Annotated in this window: 15 protein-coding genes and 1 CRISPR repeat array; of the genes, 12 read left to right on the forward strand and 3 right to left on the reverse strand. The window is 66.5% G+C overall.

All coding sequences use genetic code 11. The annotated features are described in order from the left end of the window. Positions 1 to 38: 38 nt before the first annotated feature. The 5 genes from DFJ64_RS08280 to DFJ64_RS08300 all read left to right on the forward strand — a co-directional run bounded on the left by DFJ64_RS08280 (position 39) and on the right by DFJ64_RS08300 (position 4,561). A complete protein-coding gene (locus DFJ64_RS08280) occupies positions 39 to 938 on the forward strand; it encodes a carbohydrate ABC transporter permease (protein ID WP_115849933.1) in 900 nt (299 codons plus the stop codon). Beyond that, positions 922 to 1,857 carry a carbohydrate ABC transporter permease gene (locus DFJ64_RS08285; protein ID WP_115849934.1) on the forward strand — a complete coding sequence of 312 codons (936 nt, stop codon included), beginning with the start codon at positions 922 to 924 and terminating at the stop codon, positions 1,855 to 1,857. Before DFJ64_RS08280 ends, DFJ64_RS08285 begins: the two co-directional genes overlap by 17 nt. Positions 1,858 to 1,963: 106 nt before the next feature. Continuing rightward, entirely contained in the window at positions 1,964 to 2,950 is a 987-nt protein-coding gene (locus DFJ64_RS08290; RefSeq protein WP_115851923.1) for an ABC transporter ATP-binding protein, read from the forward strand. Then, positions 2,947 to 3,744: an ABC transporter permease gene (locus tag DFJ64_RS08295; protein ID WP_115849935.1), complete on the forward strand. Its 798-nt coding sequence runs from the start codon at positions 2,947 to 2,949 to the stop codon at positions 3,742 to 3,744. The genes DFJ64_RS08290 and DFJ64_RS08295 overlap by 4 nt, the downstream gene beginning before the upstream one ends. 1 nt (position 3,745) lies before the next feature. Then, positions 3,746 to 4,561 carry an ABC transporter permease gene (locus tag DFJ64_RS08300; protein WP_245941282.1) on the forward strand — a complete coding sequence of 272 codons (816 nt, stop codon included), beginning with the start codon at positions 3,746 to 3,748 and terminating at the stop codon, positions 4,559 to 4,561. 79 nt (positions 4,562 to 4,640) lie between these two features. Here the strand turns inward: DFJ64_RS08300 and DFJ64_RS08305 are convergent, their stop codons facing one another. Further along, a complete protein-coding gene (locus tag DFJ64_RS08305; RefSeq protein ID WP_115849937.1) occupies positions 4,641 to 8,009 on the reverse strand; it encodes an AAA domain-containing protein in 3,369 nt (1,122 codons plus the stop codon). 165 nt (positions 8,010 to 8,174) lie between these two features. Here DFJ64_RS08305 and DFJ64_RS08310 point away from each other — a divergent pair, with 165 nt between their 5' ends. Together DFJ64_RS08310 and DFJ64_RS08315 are read left to right on the forward strand one after the other, a co-directional pair. Next, positions 8,175 to 10,154, forward strand: coding sequence for an ABC transporter substrate-binding protein (locus DFJ64_RS08310; RefSeq protein WP_147304644.1), 1,980 nt, complete (start codon positions 8,175 to 8,177; stop codon positions 10,152 to 10,154). 12 nt (positions 10,155 to 10,166) lie between these two features. Next, a complete protein-coding gene (locus DFJ64_RS08315) occupies positions 10,167 to 11,339 on the forward strand; it encodes an oligogalacturonate lyase family protein (RefSeq protein WP_115849939.1) in 1,173 nt (390 codons plus the stop codon). A 225-nt stretch (positions 11,340 to 11,564) separates the two neighbouring features. Here the strand turns inward: DFJ64_RS08315 and DFJ64_RS08320 are convergent, their stop codons facing one another. Next, positions 11,565 to 13,553, reverse strand: a complete 1,989-nt coding sequence (locus DFJ64_RS08320) for an ABC transporter substrate-binding protein (protein WP_115849940.1) — start codon at positions 13,551 to 13,553, stop codon at positions 11,565 to 11,567. Positions 13,554 to 13,971: 418 nt separating this feature from the next. On the opposite strand from DFJ64_RS08320, the gene DFJ64_RS08325 reads away from it, so the two are divergent. Further along, entirely contained in the window at positions 13,972 to 14,457 is a 486-nt protein-coding gene (locus tag DFJ64_RS08325) for a hypothetical protein (protein ID WP_115849941.1), read from the forward strand. A gap of 42 nt (positions 14,458 to 14,499) precedes the next feature. Here the strand turns inward: DFJ64_RS08325 and DFJ64_RS08330 are convergent, their stop codons facing one another. Further along, entirely contained in the window at positions 14,500 to 14,979 is a 480-nt protein-coding gene (locus DFJ64_RS08330; RefSeq protein ID WP_115851924.1) for a DUF2243 domain-containing protein, read from the reverse strand. A gap of 286 nt (positions 14,980 to 15,265) precedes the next feature. After that, positions 15,266 to 18,038: a CRISPR direct-repeat array (repeat unit 28 nt; unit sequence GGCTCACCCCCACGTGCGTGGGGAGGAC). A 154-nt stretch (positions 18,039 to 18,192) separates the two neighbouring features. Here DFJ64_RS08330 and cas3 point away from each other — a divergent pair. From cas3 to cas7e, 4 genes are read left to right on the forward strand one after another with little or no spacing between them, the layout of a single operon-like run. Beyond that, on the forward strand, positions 18,193 to 21,027 hold the full coding sequence (gene cas3, locus DFJ64_RS08335) for a CRISPR-associated helicase Cas3' (RefSeq protein ID WP_115849942.1): 2,835 nt from the start codon (positions 18,193 to 18,195) through the stop codon (positions 21,025 to 21,027). Continuing rightward, the gene (gene casA, locus DFJ64_RS08340; RefSeq protein ID WP_170152549.1) at positions 21,024 to 22,568 is read left to right on the forward strand and encodes a type I-E CRISPR-associated protein Cse1/CasA; all 1,545 of its coding nucleotides are present in this window, start codon (positions 21,024 to 21,026) and stop codon (positions 22,566 to 22,568) included. The genes cas3 and casA overlap by 4 nt, the downstream gene beginning before the upstream one ends. Next, positions 22,565 to 23,155: a type I-E CRISPR-associated protein Cse2/CasB gene (gene casB / locus DFJ64_RS08345; protein ID WP_115849944.1), complete on the forward strand. Its 591-nt coding sequence runs from the start codon at positions 22,565 to 22,567 to the stop codon at positions 23,153 to 23,155. Before casA ends, casB begins: the two co-directional genes overlap by 4 nt. A gap of 12 nt (positions 23,156 to 23,167) precedes the next feature. After that, positions 23,168 to 24,334: a type I-E CRISPR-associated protein Cas7/Cse4/CasC gene (gene cas7e, locus DFJ64_RS08350; RefSeq protein ID WP_115849945.1), complete on the forward strand. Its 1,167-nt coding sequence runs from the start codon at positions 23,168 to 23,170 to the stop codon at positions 24,332 to 24,334. Positions 24,335 to 24,336: the final 2 nt, after the last annotated feature.

The following is a 24,336-nucleotide window of genomic DNA, read 5'->3' on the forward strand; positions in this document are numbered from 1 at the left end:
CGGGTCGGCGCGCGGTACGGGCGGTCGCAGGAGGTCGGATGAGGACGTGGCGCAAACGCTTCCCCTGGTACGCCTACGTCGCGCTGTTGCCCCTCTTCGCCACCCTCGCGGTGTTCGCCTACTACCCGGCGGCGAGTGGCATCTGGTTCTCCTTCTACGAGTGGAGGCCTGGCTTCGAGTCGGTGTTCATCGGGCTCGACAACTACCGGACGATGCTCACCGACGACCTGTGGTGGAAGTCGTTCCGAAACCTCGGCATCATCTTCGTCTTCGGGGTCACCATCGCGTGGGCCCTGCCACTGCTCGCCGCCGAGCTCGTCATCAGCCTCGACAGCAAGCGGGCGCAGTTCATCTTCCGTACCCTGCTCATCGCGCCCATGGCGTTCCCCGGTGTCGTCACCGCGCTGCTCTGGGGCGCGATGTATGAGCCGAACAACGGCGTGATCAACCGGGTCTTGCGTAGCGTCGGGCTCGAGACACTCGCGCAGAACTGGCTCGGCGACCCACGGTACGCGCTGCTGTCGCTGCTGTTCATCGGGTTCCCGTTCGTCGCGGGCCTGCCGTTCCTGGTCTTCCTCAGCGCGCTGCAGAACGTGCCATCGGAGATCTTCGAGGCGGCGGCGCTCGACGGCTGCGGACGGCTGCGGCGGCTGTGGGTGATCGACCTTCCCCTCATGGCCAGCCAGATCAAGCTGCTGGTGTTCCTCGCGACGATCAGCGTCCTGCAGTACGGCTTCGCCGCCTACCTGCTCACCGGGGGAGGTCCCGACAACGCGACCCAGGTGCCGGTGCTCCGCATGCTCGGCGTCGCCTTCCAAGGCAGTGACTGGGGCTACGCCGCGGCGCTGTCGACCACGCTGTTCGTCATGACCATCGCGCTCAGCATCGTCATCGTCTACGTACGCAGGGAAGACCGAACCGATGTCCGTCCGCTCTGAGTCGTCGCCACGATCGCTGTCGGGCGCCCGGCACCGCGCCACCCGACCGGCCACGTTCGCGAGCCGGTCGTCGGGTGCCGAGCGACGCCGACGTCGGCACCGCCGCACCCAGCTGGTGATCCAGCTCGTGCTCGGGCTCCTCGTGTTCGTCGGGCTGTTCCCGTTCCTGTTCATGCTCATCACGTCGTTCAAGACGAACCAGCAGTACTACGAGTCGTGGTGGCTGCCCACGCTGCCGCTGCACGTCGAGAACTACGCGCGAGCCTGGAACCAGATCCAGCCCTACTTCGTGACGTCGATCACCGTCGCCGCGATCTCCATCCTCGGCTCGCTAGCCCTGTGCACGATCGCGGCGTTCGTCTTCGCCCGCTACGCCTTCGTCGGCCGGAAGGTGCTCTTCGGGCTGGTGGCGGCACTGCTCATGGTGCCGGGCATCGCCAGCCTCATCCCGATGTTCGTCCTCATGCGCGATCTCGGCCTGCTCAACACCCGGATCGTGCTGGCCATCCCGCACATCGTCGGCGGAGCCGTCCTCGGAACCTTGCTGCTGAAGACGTTCGTCGAGCAGATCCCCCAGGAGCTGTTCGACGCCGCTCGCGTCGACGGGGCGGGCGGTCCGCGCATGTTCGTCTCGATCATGCTCCCGCTGTCGCTTCCGGTGGTCGGCACCATCGCTCTCGTGACGGTCATCGGCGTCTGGAACGACTTCTTCTGGCCGCTGCTCACCGTCACCGAGAACCACCTGCGCACCGTCTCCGCCGGGCTGCAGTTCTTCCAGACCCAGAACGCGACCGAGTACGGACCCCTGTTCGCCGGCTACGCCATCGCCAGCATCCCGCTGCTGCTGCTGTTCGTCTTCCTGTCCAAGTACTTCCTCGCCGGCCTGCAAGGCGGCCTTCCCGGCGCCGGCACCAGGTAGTCAAGTCCCAAATCAGCTTGCGGGGTCCGGACGGGACCTGCCAGCATGCCGCGTGTCACCGCTCCAGGACGCACGTGAGCCTTCAGCACACCGTTCCCTCGTGCACGTGGCGGGACTCGTCAAGGAGTTCCGCCGAGTCAAGCGGATCACCGGCCGGTTCGGCGGGCTTCGCACGTTCTTCAGCCGCGAGTACGACGTGATCCGGGCGGTCGACGACGTGTCGTTCGACATCGACAGCGGCGAGCTCGTCGGCTATCTCGGGCCCAACGGCGCCGGCAAGTCCACGACGATCAAGATGCTCACCGGCATCCTCCCCCCCCCCACGGCCGGGACCGTCACGGTCGCGGGTCGCGACCCGGCACGCGAGCGCAAGGCGAACGCGCTCAACATCGGGGTCGTGTTCGGCCAGCGCAGCCAGCTCTGGTGGGACCTGCCGCTGCGTGAGTCGTTCCGGGCGCTACGCGACCTCTACGGCGTCCCCAGCGCGGAAGGTGAGCGACGTCAGCGGGAGCTCGTGGAGCTGCTCGACATGGCGGAGTTCCTCGACACCCCGGTGCGGCAGCTGTCGCTGGGCCAGCGGATGCGCGGGGACCTCGCGGCGGCGATGCTCCACCAACCACGTCTGCTCTACCTCGACGAGCCTACGGTCGGGCTGGACGTCGTCGCGAAGCAGCGGATCCGCGAGTTCATCGCCCACATCAACGCCGAGCTGGGCACCACGGTCATCCTCACCACCCACGACCTGGAGGACGTCGAGCAGCTGTGCCGGCGGATCATCCTCATCGACCACGGCCGGGTGCTCTACGACGGCGGGCTCGCCGAGCTCATGGCCCGCTACGCGCCGTATCGGGACCTCGTGGTCACCTTGGCCGAGCCGTCCGACGTCGTGGTGGCGAGCGCCGACCAGGTCAAGCGGGACGGGCCGGTCGTCACCCTGCGGTTCCGTTCCGACCAGGTGAAGGCGCCGGAGATCATCTCCGCTGTGACGGCGGCCTACCCGGTGGTCGACCTCTCCGTCGTCGAGCCCCGACTCGAGGCCGTCATCAGCCAGATCTACACCCAGCGCGGCTTGCCGGAGATGGTCGCGTCATGATCACGCTGCGTCGAGTCCTCAGCCAGGTGCGCATCGGCGTCCTCACGCCGTGGGCGTACCGGACGTCGACCCTGCTGTCCCTGCTCGTGCTGGCGCTGCAGATCGTGCTTTACAGCGTGGTCTGGCGCGCCATCTACGCCGGCCGGCAGGACCCCGTCGCGGGGACCGACGTCCACACGGCTGTCGGATACGCGGTGCTGGGGCTCACCATCGCCGCGGCGCTGCACACGGCGCCGTTCTGGTCGATCCAAGCGCGTGTTCGAGACGGGCTCATCGGGATCGACCTGACCCGTCCGATCGGCCTGCTCACCCAGAACCTCGCGGTGCAGACCGGCCACGTCCTCGCCGCGCTGCCGGCCGTCGCGGTCGGCCTCGGCACCGGCCTGCTCGTGGGCGGGCTCACGGCGCCGACGAGCGCCGGGGCGGCCCTCGGGTTCGCGGTCAGTCTGCTGCTCGCCTTCGGCGTGTCCCAGCTCATCACCCTGCTGATGTCGTTGACGTCGTTTTGGACGCTGGAGGTGGGCGGGATCGGCATGGCGTTCTACGTCGTCCGGACGTTCATGTCGGGGGCCATCGTCCCGCTGTGGTTCATGCCGGGCTGGCTGCAGGCGATCGCCAAGGCCCTGCCCTTCCAGGCCGCGACCTACACCCCGCTCGCCGTCTACTTCGGACGTCCGCCCGGCGGCTTGGCGACGGCGCTCGGCGTCCAGGCGCTGTGGATCCTCGTTCTCGCCGGGCTCTGCGCGTGGGTGTGGTCGCGTGCCCGGTACCGGGTGGTGGTGCAGGGTGGCTGAGATGGTCGCCAGGCCGCCGTCGACGCTGCGGCAGTTCGCCATCCTGGTGGGTCTCGGTCTGAGATCCGCGGTCCAGTACCGCGCCGACTTCGCGATGACCGCCATCGGGGCGATCTGCTACGAGGCGGTGTCGCTCGCGTTCGTCGGTGTGATCGTGCACGCGTTCGGCAGCATCGGCGGCTGGAGCTTCGTCGAGGTCGCCTTCGTGTACGGGATTCGCGCGATGGGGCACGCGCTGCACGGCTTGCTCTCCGGGCAGCTGTGGTCGACCGACGGGGTGGTGCGACAGGGCGAGTTCGACCGGTACCTCCTGCGCCCGGTCAACCCCTTGCTCCAGCTGCTGACGAGACGGTTCGTGGTGACGGCGGTGGGAGACCTCGTGTTCGGCGCCGTCCTCCTTGCGGTGACCGCGGCCGCGGCGCCCGTCGACTGGTCTGTCGGCTCGGTCGCCTATCTCCTCGCCGCGGTGGTAGGCAGCGCGTTCCTGGAGTCCGCCGTCATGCTGCTGATCGCGTCCCTGACGTTTCGGCTGTTGGTGAGCTCGCCCATGCTGCAGATGGCCGACACGGTGTTCGTGACGTTCGGCCCGTACCCGCTGAGCGTGCTGCCGCGAACCGTCGCCCACCTCTTGACGTTCGCGCTGCCGCTGGCCTACGCGGGCTTCTTCCCAGCCGCGGTGCTCCTCGGGCGGACGGAGGACCTGTTCGTGCCGCTCTGGCTCGCGGTCGCCTCACCAGTGATCGGCCTCCTGCTCTACTGGGCGGCGGTCAGGTTCTTCCACTCCCAGATGCGGCACTACTCCAGCCCGGGCCACTAGATCGCCCACCCCAGGACACGAGTGGCGGGTGGGTAGGTTATCGCGGGCACTCCACACCCTGGCGCTCTTCATGTATCTTTCAGCGCTGCTGGTTTCGGCTGGACGACGAGAAGTAGGTCCACCACTCACAGACTGAACCGTCCGGGCGACGCCTGCCACACTTCCAGGCCCACCTGCGCTCACGCAGAAGCGCGTGACGGACGCGCTTCTCACACCTAGGGTATGTCGGCGGATTGGCCAGGTCAGTCGCGTTTTCCTGGCTCAGCACCATCGACGCCAGGGTCGTGCTCTCGAACAACGCCATGATGTCGTGCGTACCTCGTCGCCCCTGGTGAGACAGCACATTCATGCTGCCGATGAACGTGCGCCGGTCGTCGACGACGAGCAGCTTTTGATGCTCCTTGTCCATGAAGATCACATGCCGGATCGCTCCGCAGAGGCTCGCCACGAACCGGCGCATCTTCTCGCCAACCTTGCTCGGTGGCCGTACGACAACGCGAACGGCGACCCCGCGCTCCTGCGCGTCGACGAGAGAGGTGAGGAGTCGGTCGAGGTTCGACCCCACCCACGGACTCCACAGCCAGACGCTGCACTGCGCGCGGTCCACCTCGCGTCGCAAGGCCTCCGACACGGAGTCCTCGTCGTGCAGCTCGACGATCTTGGCGTAGGAGCGCAGCGACTCCCACACGTCGACAGCTACCGGGTCGCCTGACGCTGGCGCCCCCTCCGAGGCCACCAGCTCCGCGGCCCGGACGATGTGCACGTCGCCCCGTTCGACGCTCCGAGCGAGCGCTCGGAGCGGACCGTGCCGTGCCCGGCGCACGACGGCAAGGTTGGCGATGATGTAGAGCCGGTTCCGAGCACGAGTCAACCCAACTGTGAAGAGTCGAAGCCCGTCCAGCGCATAGCGATTCGATCGGTTGAGCGCCCCCTTGGCGACCCAGCCACTGCCGTTCTCCACGAGATCGAGAACGACGGTGGTGAACTCCCGACCCTGGAACGCGTGCGACGTCCCTACCTCGACCCGTTGGCCCCCACCTGACTCAGCGAGAAGGCTCTCGATCAGGTTCTTCTGCACCTTGTACGGCGTGATGACCCCAACCGAGTCGTCGGCGGCGATGTGACGTTCGGCGACCGCTCGGGCCACCATCGCGCCGATCGGCCACCACCAGCCAGTAGGTTCCCCCTTCCTCGGTCTGGTCAGCTCAGCGCCCAAGCCATCCACGTCAATGAGGACAATGGCGGGATCGGCCGGCCTCGTTGCCGGCTCCGATTGCGCACACTCGAGCAGACCGCCGTAGGCGACCTCATTGACCAGCCGGGTGACCGCGGTGCCGAATCGCCGTTGGCGACGGAGCACCACACACCCTGGGGTCGCTTGCGCGGATCTCGGGTCGGTGATGCCGACGAGTGCGAAGCAATCCGTCTGGTACCACCGTGGATCGAACCCATTGATCGTGGCCTTTGCCTTGCCTCGAAGGTCGTCGAAGGGGTTGATGGGGCCGTTCTGGAGGAAGTCACCAAGCAAGGTGACACCACGCCGCGCGAGGCTCATGGCGTAGATCGCCTCGGGTGGGCTGGCAGCGGCCGCCTCGTCGATGAGGACATGGTCGTAGGGCTGTTCGTGGATGGTCGGCTTGAGCCGCAGCATCGTCAAGGTCGTCGCGACGATCCGTGCCCCGGCGATCACCCGGCCTTCGGCCTCCCTGGCGTGCTTCTGCTGCTCTCGCGCGAGCTCCTCGTGCCGACGCTCCAGCTGGTCGATCTCGGCAAGAACCTCGTTCGCGGTCGCGCGGAGCGCCGGTAGTTGTGCCCGCTGCTCGTCATAGCCCTCCCGCTGAGCGCGCTCGAGCAGATCGTGATCGGCCGATGTGGCCTGCGGCTGGCTTTCGAGCCGCGCGAGCCGCTCCTTCATCGCGGTCAGCTCGCGGGTCGCCGCCTCGATACGAGCGGACTGGGCTTGGAACAGCTCCTCCTGCCGCCGCAGCGTGGTGTGCCGCTCCTCCACTGCCGCTTCGGTCCACGGGTGGACGCTACGGAGGAGTCCATCGATGCGCGGTCGTAGCCGCTCGTCGGCACGCTGGGAGAGCTTTTCGGCCTCCCGGTACCGGTCTTCGGCTTCGCGCAAGGCGTTGCGAAGTCGGTGCAGCTCTTGACGCTGGTACCGCACCTTCGACCGGTTCCGCCATCGAGCGAGGAGACCGTCGGAGTCGTAGGAGCGCTGCTCCCGCTCGAGCCGGTCGATGTCGTCTCGAAGACGCACGACCGTGGCGTGCGCTCGGTCGCGTGTCCCGGCATAGTGGTCGAGCTCTTCCGACAGCTCCGTCACCTTGGCGAACACGGACCGCGCTGGCGCCGTCTCCTCGTAGCGGGCTCTGGCCTCCCGGACGGCCTGTTCGATGTCCGCGAGCCGGGCCCGGTCCTGGTCGATGCGCCGCTGCGTGCGGCCGATCGCCGCTCTGAGCTCGTCAATGTCGCGTCCTTTGGCGACGCGCTCGCGTGCCCCCGTCAGCTCGCCTTCGTCGAAGGCGCCAACGACCCGCTCCGCCTCCCGTAGCCGAGCGATACGGGGATCTGCGCGGAGCTCCTTGATCCGCCGCTGAAGCTCCGTTCGCTGGCGTTCGAAGCGCTCCTGACGCTCGCGGACCAAAGCTGCCAGGGACACGCGAGCGTCGTGAGCGACTGTGGAGATATGGGGGGTGCCAACCCGGACCACGATGCCTGGGGCGGGGTTGACGATGTCGACCACGCGCTCCACCGCGTTGTCCACGGCGACATTGGTCCCGGAGACCAGGAGCACACGCCGTCCCTGAGCGACCAGGGTGGCCAAAGCGCGTGCGATGACCTGTGTTTTCCCCGTGCCGGGTGGCCCCCAGACCGCGTGCAAGCCATCGGAGACACACGCCGCCCAGGCCTTCTGCTGTGCCTCGTCCAGCTCGTCCGGCGCATCCTTGCGTGTCGGGACGTCATCGAGCTCTCCGTTGTGGAAGCGCTCCAGCAGCCGCGTCGTCTCCATGGCCCGAAGACGGTCGAGGAGAGACTTGGTGAGTCGGGCCGAGTCGACTGGCTTCAGCCAGAGGTAGAGCCCGTCCTCCGGTGCGCTCTCGAGGACGTGGAGGAAGAGCTGGTTGCCATCCCGTTCGCTCTCGATGACGTGGTACGACTCGGTGTTTGTCCCCTCCGCTGGGGCGAGGACCGCCTCGTCGAGCCGTCCGTCGTCGTACGAAGCGCTCACCGTCACGACGTACCAGCCAGGTCCCTTCGCTGGGGCACGCGTAACGGGCTTGTCCTTTCGCAGGTCTGTGACGTCGCTCGCCCGTCGGTCGCCGCCCTGCGCCTGATACAGCGTCTCCACCTCGGCGATGAGATCCTCGATCCAGCCTGGTCGCGTCACCACGTCCCCCACAGCCACGACGACGCCGCGTGCGATCAGCGACGACCGATCCATTCACTGACCGTAGTCGTTCGTGATCATTGTGACACCGGACTGGCTCTCCTCCACGCCGCTGACCAGATCCGGTAGGGACGCGTCCGGGATGGCTCACGGCGGGTGGGCTCGCTCGAACCCGCTCGTACGCTGCGAGGGCACCCCCACGACCGAGGAGGTGCCACGGTGGGATCTCGGGACTCGTCTCCGGCGCTGAGCCGGCGCGCCATGCTCCGAAGCGCCGGCGCTCTCCTCATCGCCACGTCGGCGACCGGCTGTGAGTTGTTGTCGACCGAGCCGTCCCGTTCGTCGACGCCGAGCTCGAGGGCCGGCGGCGACGAACGGGAGGCTCCCATGCTGGCCGAACGAGTCCGGGCGGGCGAGCTGCCGCCCGTCGAGGAGCGTCTGCCCGAGGAGCCCCTCGTGGTCGAGCCGGTGGAGCGACCCGGCGTCTACGGCGGTGAGTGGGCCAGCGCGATGACCGGACCCTCTGACGCCGCGTGGCTCCAGCGCATCACCGGCTACGAGACCCTCACCCGCTGGGACCTCGCGTTCGAGTCGGTCATCCCGAACGTCGCGCGGGAGATCACCGTCGAGGACGACGGCCGGGCGTACGTCATCCACCTGCGGCGAGGGATGCGCTGGTCCGACGGCGCTCCGTTCACCGCGGACGACGTCGTCTTCGCCTACGACTCGGTCCTCGGCGACCCCGACCTCTTCCCGGGCGGACGGCCCGACTTGTACAAGGTGCGCGGCGAGGCTGGGACGATCGAGAAGGTCGACGACCACACAGTCCGCTTCGAGTTCGTCGCGCCGAACGGCCTCTTCCTCGAGAACCTCGCCACCCTCTACGCCGCGGACCTCACCAAGTATCCGCGCCACTACTTCGAACGCTTCCACGCCAAGCACAACCCCGACGCGCCCAAGCTCGCCGAAGAGGAGGGGCACGAGCACTGGGCGACCCTCTTCCAGGCCAAGTCCGACGTCTGGAGCAACCCCGAGCACCCTGTGCTGTACCCGTGGGTGCCGGTCAGGGTGTTCGGCGAAGGCTCGAGGCTCATCTACGAGCGCAACCCGTACTACTGGAAGGTGGACCCGGAGGGCCGCCAGCTCCCCTACATCGACCGCTTGGTGATCGCCGTCATCGACAACCCGGAGACGATGACGTTGCGGGCGACGTCCGGCGAGATCGACATGCAGGACCGGACGATCAACACGCCGGCGAACAAACCCGTGCTGGCCCGCGCACGTGAGTCCGGCGACTTCCGGTTCTTCGACGAGGTTCCGACGAACTGTGTCACGTTCGCCATCGCCCTCAACCTCAACCACCGGGACCCGGTGAAGCGGCAGATCTTCCGCAACCGCGACTTCCGGGTCGGGCTGTCCCACGCCATCAACCGGCAGGAGATCATCGACGTCGTGTACCTACGGCAGGGCGAGCCCTACCAGGTGGCGCCACGTCCGGACTCGCCGTTCTACGACGAGGAGATGGCCAAGCAGTACACCGAGTACGACACCGACCTGGCGAACGAGTACCTCGACCGGGCCGGCCTCACCGAGCGCGACAGCGCGGGTTTCCGCCTCGGTCCGGACGGCCGGCGCATCACGATCGCGGTCGAGCACATCGGGGGCCCGAGCTCGCAGACCGACCCGCTCGAGCTCGTGCGGGCGTACTGGCGCGAGGTCGGCATCGAGATGCTCAACCGGCCCGAGGACCGGGCGCTGTTCGAGGAGCGCCGACGCGCGAACGCCCACGACGCGACGGCGTGGGGTGCGGAGGGCGGCGGCAAGCTGGAGCCGCTCCTGCGGACCGACTGGTTCTTCCCGTCACGGTTCGAGTCCATCAACTACGCGCCCTTGTGGATGCAGTGGTACGAGACGAACGGACAGGCCGGCGAGCGACCACCGGAGCTGGTACGCCGCCAGATGGAGCTCTACCGGCGGGTGCGGGAGACGGTCGACCCCAAGCAGCGCGACGAGCTGATGAGGCAGGTCCTGCGCCTGGCGAAGGAGTTCTTCTATCACATCGGGATCAGTCTCGCCCCGCCCAGCTACGGCATCGTCAAGAACGACTTTCACAACGTCCCCGAGGAGATGCCGGCGTCGTTCATCTGGCCGAGCCCAGGTCCGTCGAACCCGGAGCAGTACTTCATCGAGCGTCGTTAGGAGACCGTCGACATGGCCAAAGGTGACCTGTTCGGGCCCGAGTGGCACGAGGTGGAAGATCTCACCACGGGGGTGAAGACCCTCCAGCTCACCGACCACAAGGCCCACAGCCACCACCTGTACTTCACCAACTCCGGCTGGTACGACGACAACCAGCAGCTGCTCTTCGGCTCCGACCGGGGCGGGTCGAGCAACCTCTACAGCCTCGACCTCCGAACCGGCGAGTACCGGCAGCTCACCGACCTCGAGGAACCGCCAGGCTCCGGCTCAGGCGCGTTCCAGTCGACGAGCGTCAACCCCGTGCGCCCCGAGGCGTACTTCTGGTGGCGGAACACGCTCGTCGCGATCGACCTCGAGACGCTGGAGGAACGCACCCTCTACACCGTCCCGGACGGGTTCCATGGCGGCGGCCAGACCAACGTCACCGCCGACGGCGCCTACGTCTGCGTCAACATCGGCCAGGACCTCTCCGACCGCATCCCGATGGACCTCGGCGCCGGCTACGTCGGCATGCGGGAGTACTGGGCGGCCAAGCCTCGGTGCCAGATCGTTCGCGTCCCCACGGACGGCGGCGAGCCGAGCGTGGTGTGGGAGGAGGACAGCTGGATCGGCCACGTCAACACCTCGCCGACCCGGCCGAACCTGCTCACCTTCTGCCACGAGGGCCCCTGGCACCTGGTCGACCACCGCATCTGGATGCTCGACCTCGACACGGGCGAGGTGTGGAAGCTGCGTCCGACGGCGCCGAACGAGCGGGTGGGGCATGAGTACTGGTTCGCCGACGGCGAGCACGTGGGCTACCACGGCTGGACCGAGGGAGGCAGCCCGTTCCACGGTGCGGTGCGCTACGACAACACGACCGTCGGCGAGTACCCGCTCTCCCACACCTCGACGCACTTCCACAGCAACGACCTGAACCTCATCGTCGGCGACGGCAACCGCGACCGGCCGTTCCTGCTGCTGTGGCGCCTCACCGAGCACGGTTACGAGGGTCCACGCGTGCTCCTCCGGCACCGAGGGTCGTTCCACATCCAGGCCGTCCACGTGCATCCGCGCGTGAGCCCAGACGGCCGCCAGATCCTCTACACGAGCGACCCTCGCGGCTACGGCAACCCGTATCTCGTCGAGATCCCCGACGTCGAGACGCTCCCGCTCCTCGAGGAGGTGGAGCAGCCGAGAAGCTGACGCCATCCTCCCGCGCTGGCAGGGGCCGTCGGACGCCGTATGCCCCGGCGCGCTCTCCCTGACCTGGCTCGACACCGTGTCCCAGCGTGGTGGGGAGGCCGAACGTGAGCGGGCCTTTTTGTGGCGTGGCCGAAGCAGGTGGCGCAGCACAACACCCGCTCACCCGCTGGTCCCGCCTGGTGCGGCGTGCGGACGGTCAGCGCGCTCGGCGTCGTGGTAGCGCGCCTACTCCCTGATGTAGAGCAGCTCAGGGCCGATCGGGGCCGGGTCCGGGTAGAGCGAGCCCTCAGGGATCGGCTCGGGGATGTTGCGGACCTTGTTCTGCGCGATGGTGTAGCGGCTCGCGATGAGGACGGTACCGATGCAGTAGAACTCCTCGGCGGAGATCCGCAGGATCTCGGCGAACAGCTCGCGTTGCTTGTCCAAGTCGGGTGTCGTCTTGATCTGGTCGTAGATCTCCATCTGTCGGCGCGGCGCCGGCGGTGGCTCCTCGCCGCTCTTCCCTCCGCTGGCGTACCAATCCGCCCAGAGGCGTGCGTAGTAGCACCGTCCGCCGATCGGGAAGAACCATCCCGGGTCCAGGATGGCGTCGCGCAGGCCGTTCTCCGCGCTGTACATCACGGCGTCGTGCTCGTTAGCGAACAGCCGCTCCCAGAACAGCGGACCACCCTGAGGCTGCACCCGCATCTGCACGCCGACCTTCTCGAAGTACTGCGCGACCAGGTTGGCGGTCGACGGGTAGGTCGGGTCGAAACCGGAGCCCGGCAGCTCGAGCGTGAACAAGATCCGCTTACCGTCGGGCCGGAGGCGGAACCCGTCGGAGTCGCGCTGCCGGTAGCCGGCCCGGTCCAGGTACTCGTTGGCCAGGTCGGGGTCGTACTCGGTGTACTGCTTGGCCAACCTCTCGTCGTAGTACTCCGACTCCGGCCGTGGCGCGGACTGATACGGCTCACCTTGCCGCTGGTGCACCGCGGCGATGAGCTCCTCGCGGTTGATCGCGTACGACAGCCCGATGCGGAAGTCCTTGTTCTGGAAGACCTCCCGCATCGCGCGGTCCTTGTGCGTCAGGTTCAGGCAGATGACACCGGCGTTGATGTCGGAGGTGTTCTGCTCGATGATGCGGTAGTCGCCCTTCTCCTGATTGCGGGCGTAGACGGGCTTGTTCTGCGGGGTCAGCACGTCGGTGGACGGCAGCGTGAACTCGCCGTTGCTCGTCCGCAGCGTCGCCGTCTCCGCGTTGGTGATCACCTCGATCTCGACCTCGTCGAGGTACGGGAGCTGGTTGCCCTCCGGGTCCACCTTCCAGTAGTACGGGTTTCGCTTGCAGACGAGCCGGTCAGTGGTCAGCGGTGTCGCGACCGTCCACGGCAGCAGCACGGGAAGCTCCGGGTTCTGCCAGAGCGCGAGCCCCGCAGGTCCGTCGCCACCCTTGCCGAAGTAGAGCTGGTTCCAGTCCTCCAGCTTCTCCTTCTTGACGAGGGAATCGATCTCTGGGTTGTACTTCTTGTGGAATCGCTCCAGGTAGTGCTTAGGCGTCGCGCCGAGCAAGTTGCCGTGCGGGCTCGCCAGGTGCTCAAGGAAGAACGCGTGCGGCTTGGCGAAGACGAACCGGCACGTGAGCTCGTCCACTAGCTCGAACTCCGCCGGCTTGCCGCCTGGCGCCAACCACTCGGGGAAGACCGGAAACAGGTCCTCGTTGCTGATGACATCCTCGTAGGCGAAGGCGATGTCGGCGGCGGTGAACGGCTCGCCATCGGACCACTTCATGCCACGGCGGCAGTGGAAGACGTACTCGCGACCGTCGTCGCTGCGTTCCCACTCCACGATGTTGGGCATGATCCCGGTGAAGTCGGGAGTCCAGCGGACTAAGGGCTCATAGCCGATGTTCTCGTAGACCGACGCGCCGTCGATGCCTTGGATGAAGGTACGCCAACGACCGCCGTAGGCGCCGATCTCCTGCGCCGGTTCGAGCACGAGTGGGTTCTCAGGCAAGCGTTCCTTGAGCGGCGGAAGCTTTCCCGCCTTGACCTGCTCGGCGAGCTCAGGCGCCTCCTTGGTCCTCGTTGCGCTGTTGCGGCTCGGCTCGCGCCGTGTTGCGGGCTTGGTGCTCAGCGCCTCGCAGCCCACCAGGGAGACGGTGGCGAGGAGTGCTCCCCCAGCCTGGACGAGGTCTCGTCGGCTGAGTCGTCCGTGCTGTCGGCGCGGATTGACCATGACTGTCGCCTCCAGAACGCGTGCGTCGCCGAGGAGGCCGCGGAACGGGGAGGGCCTCAGTGCGACCGGGCATGGGCACCGGCGTCGGAGTCACCGTGTATTTCAACGTTGCAAGGGTGGACTCTTTGTCGCACGCCTCGACGCAGGCGTCAATCGAGACGTGCGCCCGATATCGGAAACCCTCGACCGGTTCGGGCCAGAGGTCCCGGTCCCGACAGGCGTGCGGATTGGTCGCGACCTTTCCGCGATGCGGGCTGAATGGCCTTGACGTGCTCGGTGGCTCAGAGTTTGACTGGCAGTGCGTCGCGGGGTTTTGGCGACCTCACAGGGGTGCCAGCGACGACACGAGGCCAGCGTTGGCGCTGACTCGCCTCACCCAGCGGCCGTTCCGCGAACCTCACAGCGGGCGGAGGAAATCATGATTGTCCTCGGAGTTCTCCTGCTGCTGGCTGCTCTCGTTGTCGGCCTGGTCGGTGTTCTCACCAACCTCAGCGGCATGGGCTTCTCGATCTTCGGCGTCCCGGTCGGTGGCGCGAGCGGCTGGTTGTTCCTCTTCGGCATCGTCGTGGGTGCGGTCGGCATGCTCGGGCTCGCCATGATTCGCGGTGCCAATGTGCGCAGCCGACGGTCGCGGAGGGAGCTGAAGCAGACCAGGCGGGAGGCCGAGAAACTGCGCGCGGAGCACGAGCGCCGGCACGCACAGGCCGCTCGTGGCGAGGAAGCGGCGCGTGGTCGCGAGGCACCCGCCACCGGCGAGACGCACGCGGGTGAGACCCGGACCGGCGAGACCCGTGCCGCTGAGACGCCGACAGGTGAGGCTCGCGGCCAGGACATCCCCCAGCAACGCGGGGCTGAGCACAAGCCGAGCTTCCGGGAGCGGCTCGGGTTCCGCCCGCGCAAGTAGGCACTGCGGGAGACGGGCCGTCCGGCGATCCCAGCTCACCGCTCAGGCAGAGTGCTGACGCCCGCGGAGAGCGAGCACGAGCCCGACCAGCACGAGCAGCGCTCCGAACACGAGAAACGCCACGTCGAACGCCGTCTGGTGCGGCCCGGACCGGACGTGGTGAACGCCTAAGACCTGGTGGTCGACTGTCCCCTCCAGCAGGTTGAACACACCCCAGCCGGCGAGCATCCACCCCGACAACCGGCGAGCCGCGGAGGGTCCACCGAGATGTCGCGCTGAGCGGACGAGGAAGACCAGGCCCAGCGTGACGAGCAGCAGGCAAGCCAGGTGGAACAGCCCGTCCGCCACCATGTTGATCCGCATGTGCGCACCGGTGGTGTCCGGATACCAGCCGGAGAGCATGTGATGCCACTCCAGTAGCTGGTGGAGGACGATCCCGTCGACGAAACCGCCGAGCCCGAGTCCGAGCACCAGTCCGGGCAACACGAGCCCTCGGCCCGTGCTGTCCGGTTGGGTCGTCATCGACGCTCCTCGTCGGTCGGTCCAGGCTCGGTCACAGCCCCGTACCTCGTCAGCAGCGACGATCGCAAGAGCGGCCGCGATGTGCATGACCACATAGGTGCGACGTCGCTCGGTACATACCTACCCGGGGTCCCATGCATGCATGACCCCGAACCCCACGGCGGATGCCGGCACCCGCTAGTGACGACTGTCCGGCGCGATCATTGGTGATGACCCGATGCGCGGATTCACCCCCCACGTGCGTGGGGAGGACGTCGGAGCGCGCTATCGACCAGATGCGTACCTCGGCTCACCCCCACGTGCGTGGGGAGGACCCCATGGCGGTCAGTGCCGCCGCGATCTGGGCGGGCTCACCCCCACGTGCGTGGGGAGGACCCGATCGCGAACGGGGTGTCGACCTCGGGCAGGGGCTCACCCCCACGTGCGTGGGGAGGACGATCCGGGCTCCCATTCGAGCCCGCGGTCCAACGGCTCACCCCCACGTGCGTGGGGAGGACACGCCGATGCTCCCGAAGGGCGGCGAGGGCTACGGCTCACCCCCACGTGCGTGGGGAGGACCGCCCCCAACGCGCCACCGCGTCGTCGTCGGACGGCTCACCCCCACGTGCGTGGGGAGGACAGCTCGTCGAGTTTCTTCTCCAGCTCGGCGACCGGCTCACCCCCACGTGCGTGGGGAGGACCTACGGACACGTGAGGTATCCAAAAGCTCTGGAGGCTCACCCCCACGTGCGTGGGGAGGACATCGTCGCGCCGTAGCCGAGCAGTGTGAGCGGCGGCTCACCCCCACGTGCGTGGGGAGGACGCTGGTGGTCATGTCCGGGTGCGCCGCTTTCAGGGCTCACCCCCACGTGCGTGGGGAGGACGACAACGTCGTACGCCAGATCGAGTTCCACGCCGGCTCACCCCCACGTGCGTGGGGAGGACCGCGTATCGCCGTACGGCAGGCGGTTAAGAGGCGGCTCACCCCCACGTGCGTGGGGAGGACTCCCGCCGACGGTCCTCGATCCACATCCGGAACGGCTCACCCCCACGTGCGTGGGGAGGACAAGCGGCGCACACCCTTGTCGTTCAGCAGCTGCGGCTCACCCCCACGTGCGTGGGGAGGACAGCAGCGGCCGGTCACCGTCACCCTTCAGGTACGGCTCACCCCCACGTGCGTGGGGAGGACCCCTCGTCCCGGCCCCACTCGTCACCACAGCGCGGCTCACCCCCACGTGCGTGGGGAGGACCTCTGCTACTGGTGTCAGACCTACGTGTGCGACGGCTCACCCCCACGTGCGTGGGGAGGACGCCGTGGCTCTCCCCGTTGACACCAGAGCCCACGGCTCACCCCCACGTGCGTGGGGAGGACAGCACCCACGCGGCCCACCAGCCGATGGAGTACGGCTCACCCCCACGTGCGTGGGGAGGACTATGAATCAGCCCTGCAATTGCACTGCACTTGCGGCTCACCCCCACGTGCGTGGGGAGGACCCGATGTCCCCGTCGGCGATCATCTCGTCGGCCGGCTCACCCCCACGTGCGTGGGGAGGACTGGTGCGGCGGGCGTGGTAGCCGCCCTTTTGACGGCTCACCCCCACGTGCGTGGGGAGGACGAGCTTGAGCCACTCGTGGCCGCCAGCCCTGACGGCTCACCCCCACGTGCGTGGGGAGGACATGACCTGCGCAAAGGCGAAAGGCCTGATGGCCGGCTCACCCCCACGTGCGTGGGGAGGACCACGAGCGGCACACCGGCGGATCCCGCGAGGACGGCTCACCCCCACGTGCGTGGGGAGGACTCTCGTTGCGTTCGAGGGTGAAAAACAGCACGGGGCTCACCCCCACGTGCGTGGGGAGGACCGCGACCCGCTCGGCAGACGTGCACCAACCGTCGGCTCACCCCCACGTGCGTGGGGAGGACGGAGGCGGGCGATCGACGCGAGCATGGTGGTCCGGCTCACCCCCACGTGCGTGGGGAGGACACGACCTGTTCGAGCCTGGCGAGCGGTTCCTGGGGCTCACCCCCACGTGCGTGGGGAGGACGGCTCGCTCAACCCGTTCGACATCCTGACCTACGGCTCACCCCCACGTGCGTGGGGAGGACGACTGTTGGGGCGCCGCCGACCCGGACCGCTGGGGCTCACCCCCACGTGCGTGGGGAGGACGCGGTGGCGATCCCCGCCGCGACGGCCGGCTACGGCTCACCCCCACGTGCGTGGGGAGGACGGCTGAGGAGGAGCGCCGCCGCCTGGAGGAGGAGGCTCACCCCCACGTGCGTGGGGAGGACCTCGCCTCAGCGGGCGGCACCGTCACCGGCGTCGGCTCACCCCCACGTGCGTGGGGAGGACAGCGTCTACAGGCGCTGCCAGGTGGGTGACTACGGCTCACCCCCACGTGCGTGGGGAGGACCTCGCCTCAGCGGGCGGCACCGTCACCGGCGTCGGCTCACCCCCACGTGCGTGGGGAGGACTACCGGGGTCGGTTGGGGCTGTGGGACCTGGAGGGCTCACCCCCACGTGCGTGGGGAGGACCCCAACAGATCACCTGGCGTGCCGAAGACTGGCGGCTCACCCCCACGTGCGTGGGGAGGACGGAGACCACCCACCCGGAGGCCCCTCGGGAGGCGGCTCACCCCCACGTGCGTGGGGAGGACGGAGGAGCTCCCGGAGCTGCTCGGTGGACAGCCGGCTCACCCCCACGTGCGTGGGGAGGACTCGGACGAACGTAAATGCGACGTGACGATCACGGGCTCACCCCCACGTGCGTGGGGAGGACCCCTCCCTGAAGGACGGCCGCCGTGATGTCGACGGCTCACCCCCACGTGCGTGGGGAGGACATCCGCACGTTCCGGTCGAGGTTCTCCGCGTAGGGCTCACCCCCACGTGCGTGGGGAGGACAATCGCCTTCCATCCATTCGGCCCATCCGCGACGGCTCACCCCCACGTGCGTGGGGAGGACGTCGGTTTCCCGGTCGTCGGTTTCCCGGTCGTCGGCTCACCCCCACGTGCGTGGGGAGGACCGCCGCGCTGCGTCTGTCTGTGTTGATGTTGCGGGCTCACCCCCACGTGCGTGGGGAGGACACTTCCTGACCTGGGACTTTACCCGCCTCCCTCCCCGAGTGGAAGGAGACGGGCGGCACAGCCTCGCTGGTCTCTGCCCACGCCTTCCCTCGTCCGGGCCATGGATGGCTTCCGAAGGGCTGAATTGTCGGTGCCCTCTTGTAGATAGAAGGACATGACCTTGCGGGATGTCTCGCCCAGGCCGCCGCGACCTGCGCATGCGGGCGCGGCGCCGGCCGGCGTGGATGGGTTGTTGTGGGGGAAGTCGCGTAATCTGCCACGTGATCTGTCCTTGCGGCACTACCCGCTGATCTGCCACTTGGTGGATGTCGCGGCGGTTGCCCTAGCCCTCTGGGAGTTGGTGCTGACGTCTGGACAACGACGTCGGATCACCAGGGGACTCGGCTTGACCGATGAGGATCTCGCTGGCCGACTCATAGCACTGTGGGCGGCGCTGCATGACATCGGCAAAGCGACCCCGTCATTCCAGGCCCTCGATTCCGCGCTGTTCACCGCTTTGGTTACTGGCGGCCGCTATCCGGCTGGTGAGCCGATCGACCGGCTGAGCCACGATCGGGCAACCCACCTGGTCTTGGGGCTACTGCTCCATGAGCGTGGCTATCGGCTCGACGAAGCGAGTTGGGTCGACTCACCGGCACATCGGATCGCCCAGCTCCTAGGTGGCCATCATGGACGTTTTCACGAGCCGCTTAGTCCTCAGTTCCGGAAGTTCGGCCTCGCCATGGCGCCGGAGTTGGGTGACGGGCCATGGCACGAACAGCGTATGGCGCTGTTCGAGCTGTTGCACCACTTGCTCGGATGCCCAACGCCTCCGCCCCAAATAGACGTCGAAGCAGCCGTGCTCATCACTGGCGTCACCGTGGTGGCCGACTGGTTGGCGAGCCAGGAGTCGTTCCTCGCCCTACGCATGGCCAAGTTGACCCTGCCCGACGATGGTCACCTTGACGCTCAGACGGTTGCGAGCCACTTCTTCCGCTCGCGAGAACTCGCTCCGGAGCTTGTCCGTAGTGCAGGCCTAGCACGTGTGGCAATGCGCCAAGGCACCTTCCAGGAGACGTTCGACTGCTCTCCACGTCCGCTTCAGGCGTCGATCGAGGAAGTCCTGCCGAGGTTGGTACGTGGGCCGGGTGTGCTGCTAGTGACGGCACCGACCGGTGAGGGAAAGACCGAGGCGGCGCTGTTCGCGGCAAGACTGCTCGGCGACGCGGCCGGAACACCTGGTCTGTTTGTAGCTCTTCCGACCATGGCGACCGCGGACCAGATGCACCGCCGCGTGGCCGCGTACGCGAGCAAATGCCTCACGGAATCGGCACCGCTCACGCTCTTGCACAGCACCGCCTGGCTATCCGACACTACCGCCGACACGTCCCAGGAAGGGCGCATCGTGAGTGAGGATGAATCCAGAGGGGACAACTCAAAAACGACGCCGACGCAGTGGTTGCGAGGGCGGCGCCGTGGAGTACTGGCACCTTTGGCCGTCGGAACGATCGACCAGGTACTCACATCTGTGCTGCGCTCGCGACACAACGCGCTAAGGATGCTAGGCCTGGCTGGCAAAGTCCTCATCGTGGACGAAGCCCACGCCTACGACGCCTATATGCAAGCGCTGTTGCGACGGACACTTACCTGGCTCGGCTCCATGGGAGTGCCAGCGGTACTGCTGTCAGCCACACTGCCGGCGCGCGTCGGAAAAGGCCTGATTCGCGCCTACCTTGAGGGCGCAGCACCCAACCGGAGCGTGCAGCTGGGTGACCTGACCTACCCGGGATGGATGTATGCCGACGCGACTACCGGCGAAGTCACCGGGCAGCAGGTAAGGACTACACAAGTTCGCGATCTTGCAGTAGAAATACATGCGTACCAACCCGGAGACCGCATACAGCTAATGGAGCGGATGCTCACACCACTGGTGGAGGAGGGCGGCTCCGCACTCGTTGTATGCAATACGGTCGCCGACGCCCAAGAGACCTACACCGTGCTGTGCCGCCGACTTGCCGACAAGCCCGTGACGATGCTTCTACTTCATGCTCGACTTCCGCAGTGGGATCGCGCCGAACGCATCGCACAGGTCGAACGTTGGTTCGGCAAGAGCACAGCCGAGCGACCCAGAGCAACGATCTTGGTCGCCACCCAAGTCGTCGAACAGTCCCTGGACCTTGACTTTGACTTCCTCGTGAGCGATCTCGCACCGCTTGCCTTGCTTCTTCAACGCGCGGGCCGCTGCCACCGGCATCCCAACCGTATACGCCCAGCATGGGCGGCCACACCACGACTGGCGGTACTGACGCCCGTAGATCAAGCGGGTGTCCTTGCCGTTCCTCGCTCCTGGGGTAATGTGTATGACACGTCACTCCTGGAGCGGACCAACCGGCTTCTCTCATCCCGTGCCGATACCTCGATTCGCGTTCCGGATGACGTGCAAGGCTTAGTCGATCAGGTGTACGGCGACTTTACGGTCGCCGATGAATGGCTGTCGGATTTGGACACCGCACGCCTTGCTGATGAGCTCGCCCAGGAGCAACTCGCTCAATTCGTTGCGATTCCGCGGCCGTACGACGTCGGCGATCTCCACGAACTCAGCTACGGCGACATCGACGATCGATTGATCGCAACACGGCTGGGTGCCGATTCGCTCCGGATCCTTCCGCTGTTCGTTAATGAAGACGGCAGTCGGTGGCTCGACGCCTCCCGCACCAAGGCTATGCCAGAGCATGGCAGCGACCCAAAGGGCCGTTTCACCCGAGACGAAGTGCGACAAATCCTCAGCTACACGGTCCCTGCACCTGCCGACAGGTGGGCTCGCATCTTGGCCGAAGCCAATCCACTTCCCGAGAGTTGGCAGGACGACCCGTGGCTCAGCGACGTCGTACTTCTGCCTCAGTCATGGACGCAGGGTCGATACACAGCCGCACATATCAACGGCGTCGCTGTACGGCTCGACCCGGAACTCGGGCTCGTCGTCACGCATCGAAGGGGCGAACATCGATGACCCAGCCGTCGTTCGACCTTACGACCGAACCCTGGTTGCCAATCATTCGCCACGGATCGCTCCAGCAAGTAGGTCTACGGGAGCTGTTCAGCACAGCCCACGACATCGCAGACCTAGCGATCCCGGTTCCGCCAGCGGCGTCCGGCATCTGGCGCATCCTGTATGCCATCACGGCACGCATCACTGGGCTCGACGACACCAACCTTGACTTCAACACGTGGAGCAGGAGGCGCAATGACCTCATTACCTCCTCCAGCGGCTTCGATCCTCAAGTGGTCGACGCGTACTTCGATCGCTGGGCATCGCGATTCGACCTGTTCCATCCCGAGCGTCCGTGGCTCCAGGATCCCCGGTTGAAGACCCAGTGCAAAAATGATGCCGGGGTGAACAAGCTGGTGTTCTCCCGCAGCAACGGGAATAACCAAGTGTGGTTCGACCACCACCACGATCACAAGCTGGACCCCTTGCCGCCTAGTGAAGCAGCCTGGCATCTGGTCGCGCAGCTGTACTACGGTGCGCCTGGTGGCTGCTCTACCCGAGAGGTCGACGGCTTGCGCAAGGACGATACTCAGGCAGGTCCACTGCGTGGCACCTTATCTTTCCACCCGGTCGGCGAGACCTTGTTCCAATCACTGCTCGCCGGTCTCGTTCACCCTGGAAATCTTCGAACCCATCGTGGAGGTCAGGAAGACCTCGCACCATGGGAGATGGATACACTGCCGGATCCCCTCGGGAGTCCCCCGATCCCTGGCGGGTTCGTCTCCGCCCTGACGAACCGGGCCCGCCACGCCATCCTCCTCACCCCCGACCAGAGTGGCAGTCACGTCCTCGGTGCTCGCCTCACTTGGGCATTTCGCGCTGACGCGAGCAAGGTCGAGGACCCGTACCTTATTCACCATGTCGCTGGCCCAGGTGATCTGCATGCGCGCCCGGCAAGCAATCACCGAGCGTTGTGGCGAGATCTGGACGCGCTTGTCGCTGATGGAACCGATACCCGACGAGCCCGAAGACCTCGAGTGCTGCTACAGAGCAGCAGTCTTCCTCTCGCTGTACTCGATGCGCTGCGGGTACGTGCGTTTGGATTCGATCAGGGCCGGGGGGCGAAAGATTATGGGTGGTTCGTCGCGATCACTCCACCCATACTGAAGTGGGCTCAGGAACGTGATCCAGAAATGGCACGAGGGATCGCGCGCACACGGCTCGCCGCTGAAGAGTCACAGCGGCAACTTAGCCGCACACTCCGCGAGGCCTGGAAAGACTTCACTCGCCAATCAGATAAGTCGGAAGGACCGTGGGTTTCAGTAGCCACCTCCAGGTACTGGCCTCGCGCGGAACGCGTTTTTTGGCAGATTCTCAACGAACGCCGTTTCGACGAAGCTGGCATGACTTTTTCTCGTATCGCATCCGAGGTGTATGACGAGATAACCGATACTGCTTGTCGAAGTCCTCGAGGTGCCCACGCGGTATATACGCGGAGGCACCTGCTGTTTCCGTCACCCTCGAAGAGCCGCGCGAGAGCCACGACAGGAGGCTCCAAATGACAGCCCTCCAACCTGTACACGAAAATAGTCGTGACGACAATCAATTCCTGACATATATTCGCCACGCGATCCGTGACCCAGGTGCCCGTGCCGCCCTACGCAGGGGAGTGGGACGCACCCCTGAAGAGGCGCCACAGATGCACATCGTTGTCGCTCCCTGGCTTCCTGATCGTCCTCGGCCAGCGCTCGAGCGCGCGTACTACACGGTAGCCGCGTTACTGGCCAACCAGCCAAGAGGGCAAACCGATACACCCACCGATGACGAGATGTTCGACGCCCCCGCCAACCTTGGAGCTTCGTTCGCCGAAGCGGTTCGTACTGGGGTCATGCGCGAGGAGACGAGTACGGCTCGCCTCCACCTCCTCTGCAGGCAGAGTGTCGATGGCGTGCACAGGCAGCTGCCGCGTGCTATAGCTCAGCTTCAGGCAGCTGGGATCCGCATCTCCTGGGAGCAGCTGCTGAAGGATTTAATCGGCTGGGACCGCTATCGTGACAAAATCGCGAAGCGGTGGCTACAAAGCTACTATCGAAACTTCCGAGCTACACGCAACTTCGACGAAGTCTCGACCGCGCATTCTTTCGAGTAGGAAGGATTTCCAATGACTACTTCTTCTCGGTTCGTAGACATTCATCTTCTGCAGACCATTCCATACGCTAATTTGAACCGCGACGACCTTGGATCACCGAAATCTCTCACATACGGGGGCGTCAACCGCACCCGTGTGTCAAGCCAGTGCTGGAAGCGCGCGACACGGCAAGCATTGGAAGACCAGCTGCCTGACAAGGCGATTCGCACACGCAAGGTGGTCGTCGAGGTCGCCGAGAGGCTGTGCAAGGAAGGCTGGCCGAGGGAGCTCGCAGACTACGCCGCCCGCCAGCTCTTGGTCGCAGCCGGCGCCAAGCGTTCCAAGAGCAAGAAGAGCAACGGAGAGGACGAGGGTCTCTCCTTGGAGAACAGCGGCTACACGTCGGTGCTGTTGTTCCTTCCCGAGTCTTCGCTCGACGGACTGGCCGCACTTGCCCGCCGTGAGCGAGGCGCCCTCGAGCGTGCATACGCCTCAGGTAAGGAGCAGAAGCCGCCGTTCACTCAGGAAGAGGTGCGCAACCTGCTGATCGGACGTACCGGCACAATCGCATTGTTTGGTCGCATGCTAGCCGAGCTGCCGGATGGAAAGGTCGACGGCGCAGTGCAGGTCGCGCACGCTTTCACTACTCACGCGACAGACACCGAGGTCGATTTTTTCACTGCTGTCGACGACAAGCTCTCGAGCGACGAGACCGGTAGCGGCCACATGAACTCAGCAGAGTTCAGCGCGGGCGTGTTCTATCGCTACGCGACAGTCAACGTTCGGGACCTGATCGATAACCTCGATGATGACGCGGCTGTCGCACGGGGCCTGACCGAGCGGTTCCTTTCCGCGTTCGCTACCGCGATGCCATCCGGAAAGCGAACCGCAACAGCTCCTCACACGCTACCCGATCTCGCCTACATCGCGGTGCGAAGCGACCGACCCGTCTCACTTGCTGCTGCATTCGAACGGCCTGTCCGCGCTGGCTGGGAGGCTGGAGGCTTGGCCGAGCCGTCTCGTCAGCAGCTCGCCGATTACGCGTCTGTCCTGCACGAGATGTGGGGCACCGACGGTATCGCCTACCACGGGCACGTCAGCATCGACTCGAAGCCGTTCGACAGCCTCGGCAACAAGCTAAGCTCGTTCCGCGAGCTGGTCATCGCGGCTGTCGACACGGCGTTCAGGGACCGGGGGTGACT

The sequence above is a fragment of the Thermasporomyces composti genome (assembly GCF_003386795.1).
GTDB lineage: Bacteria > Actinomycetota > Actinomycetes > Propionibacteriales > Actinopolymorphaceae > Thermasporomyces > Thermasporomyces composti.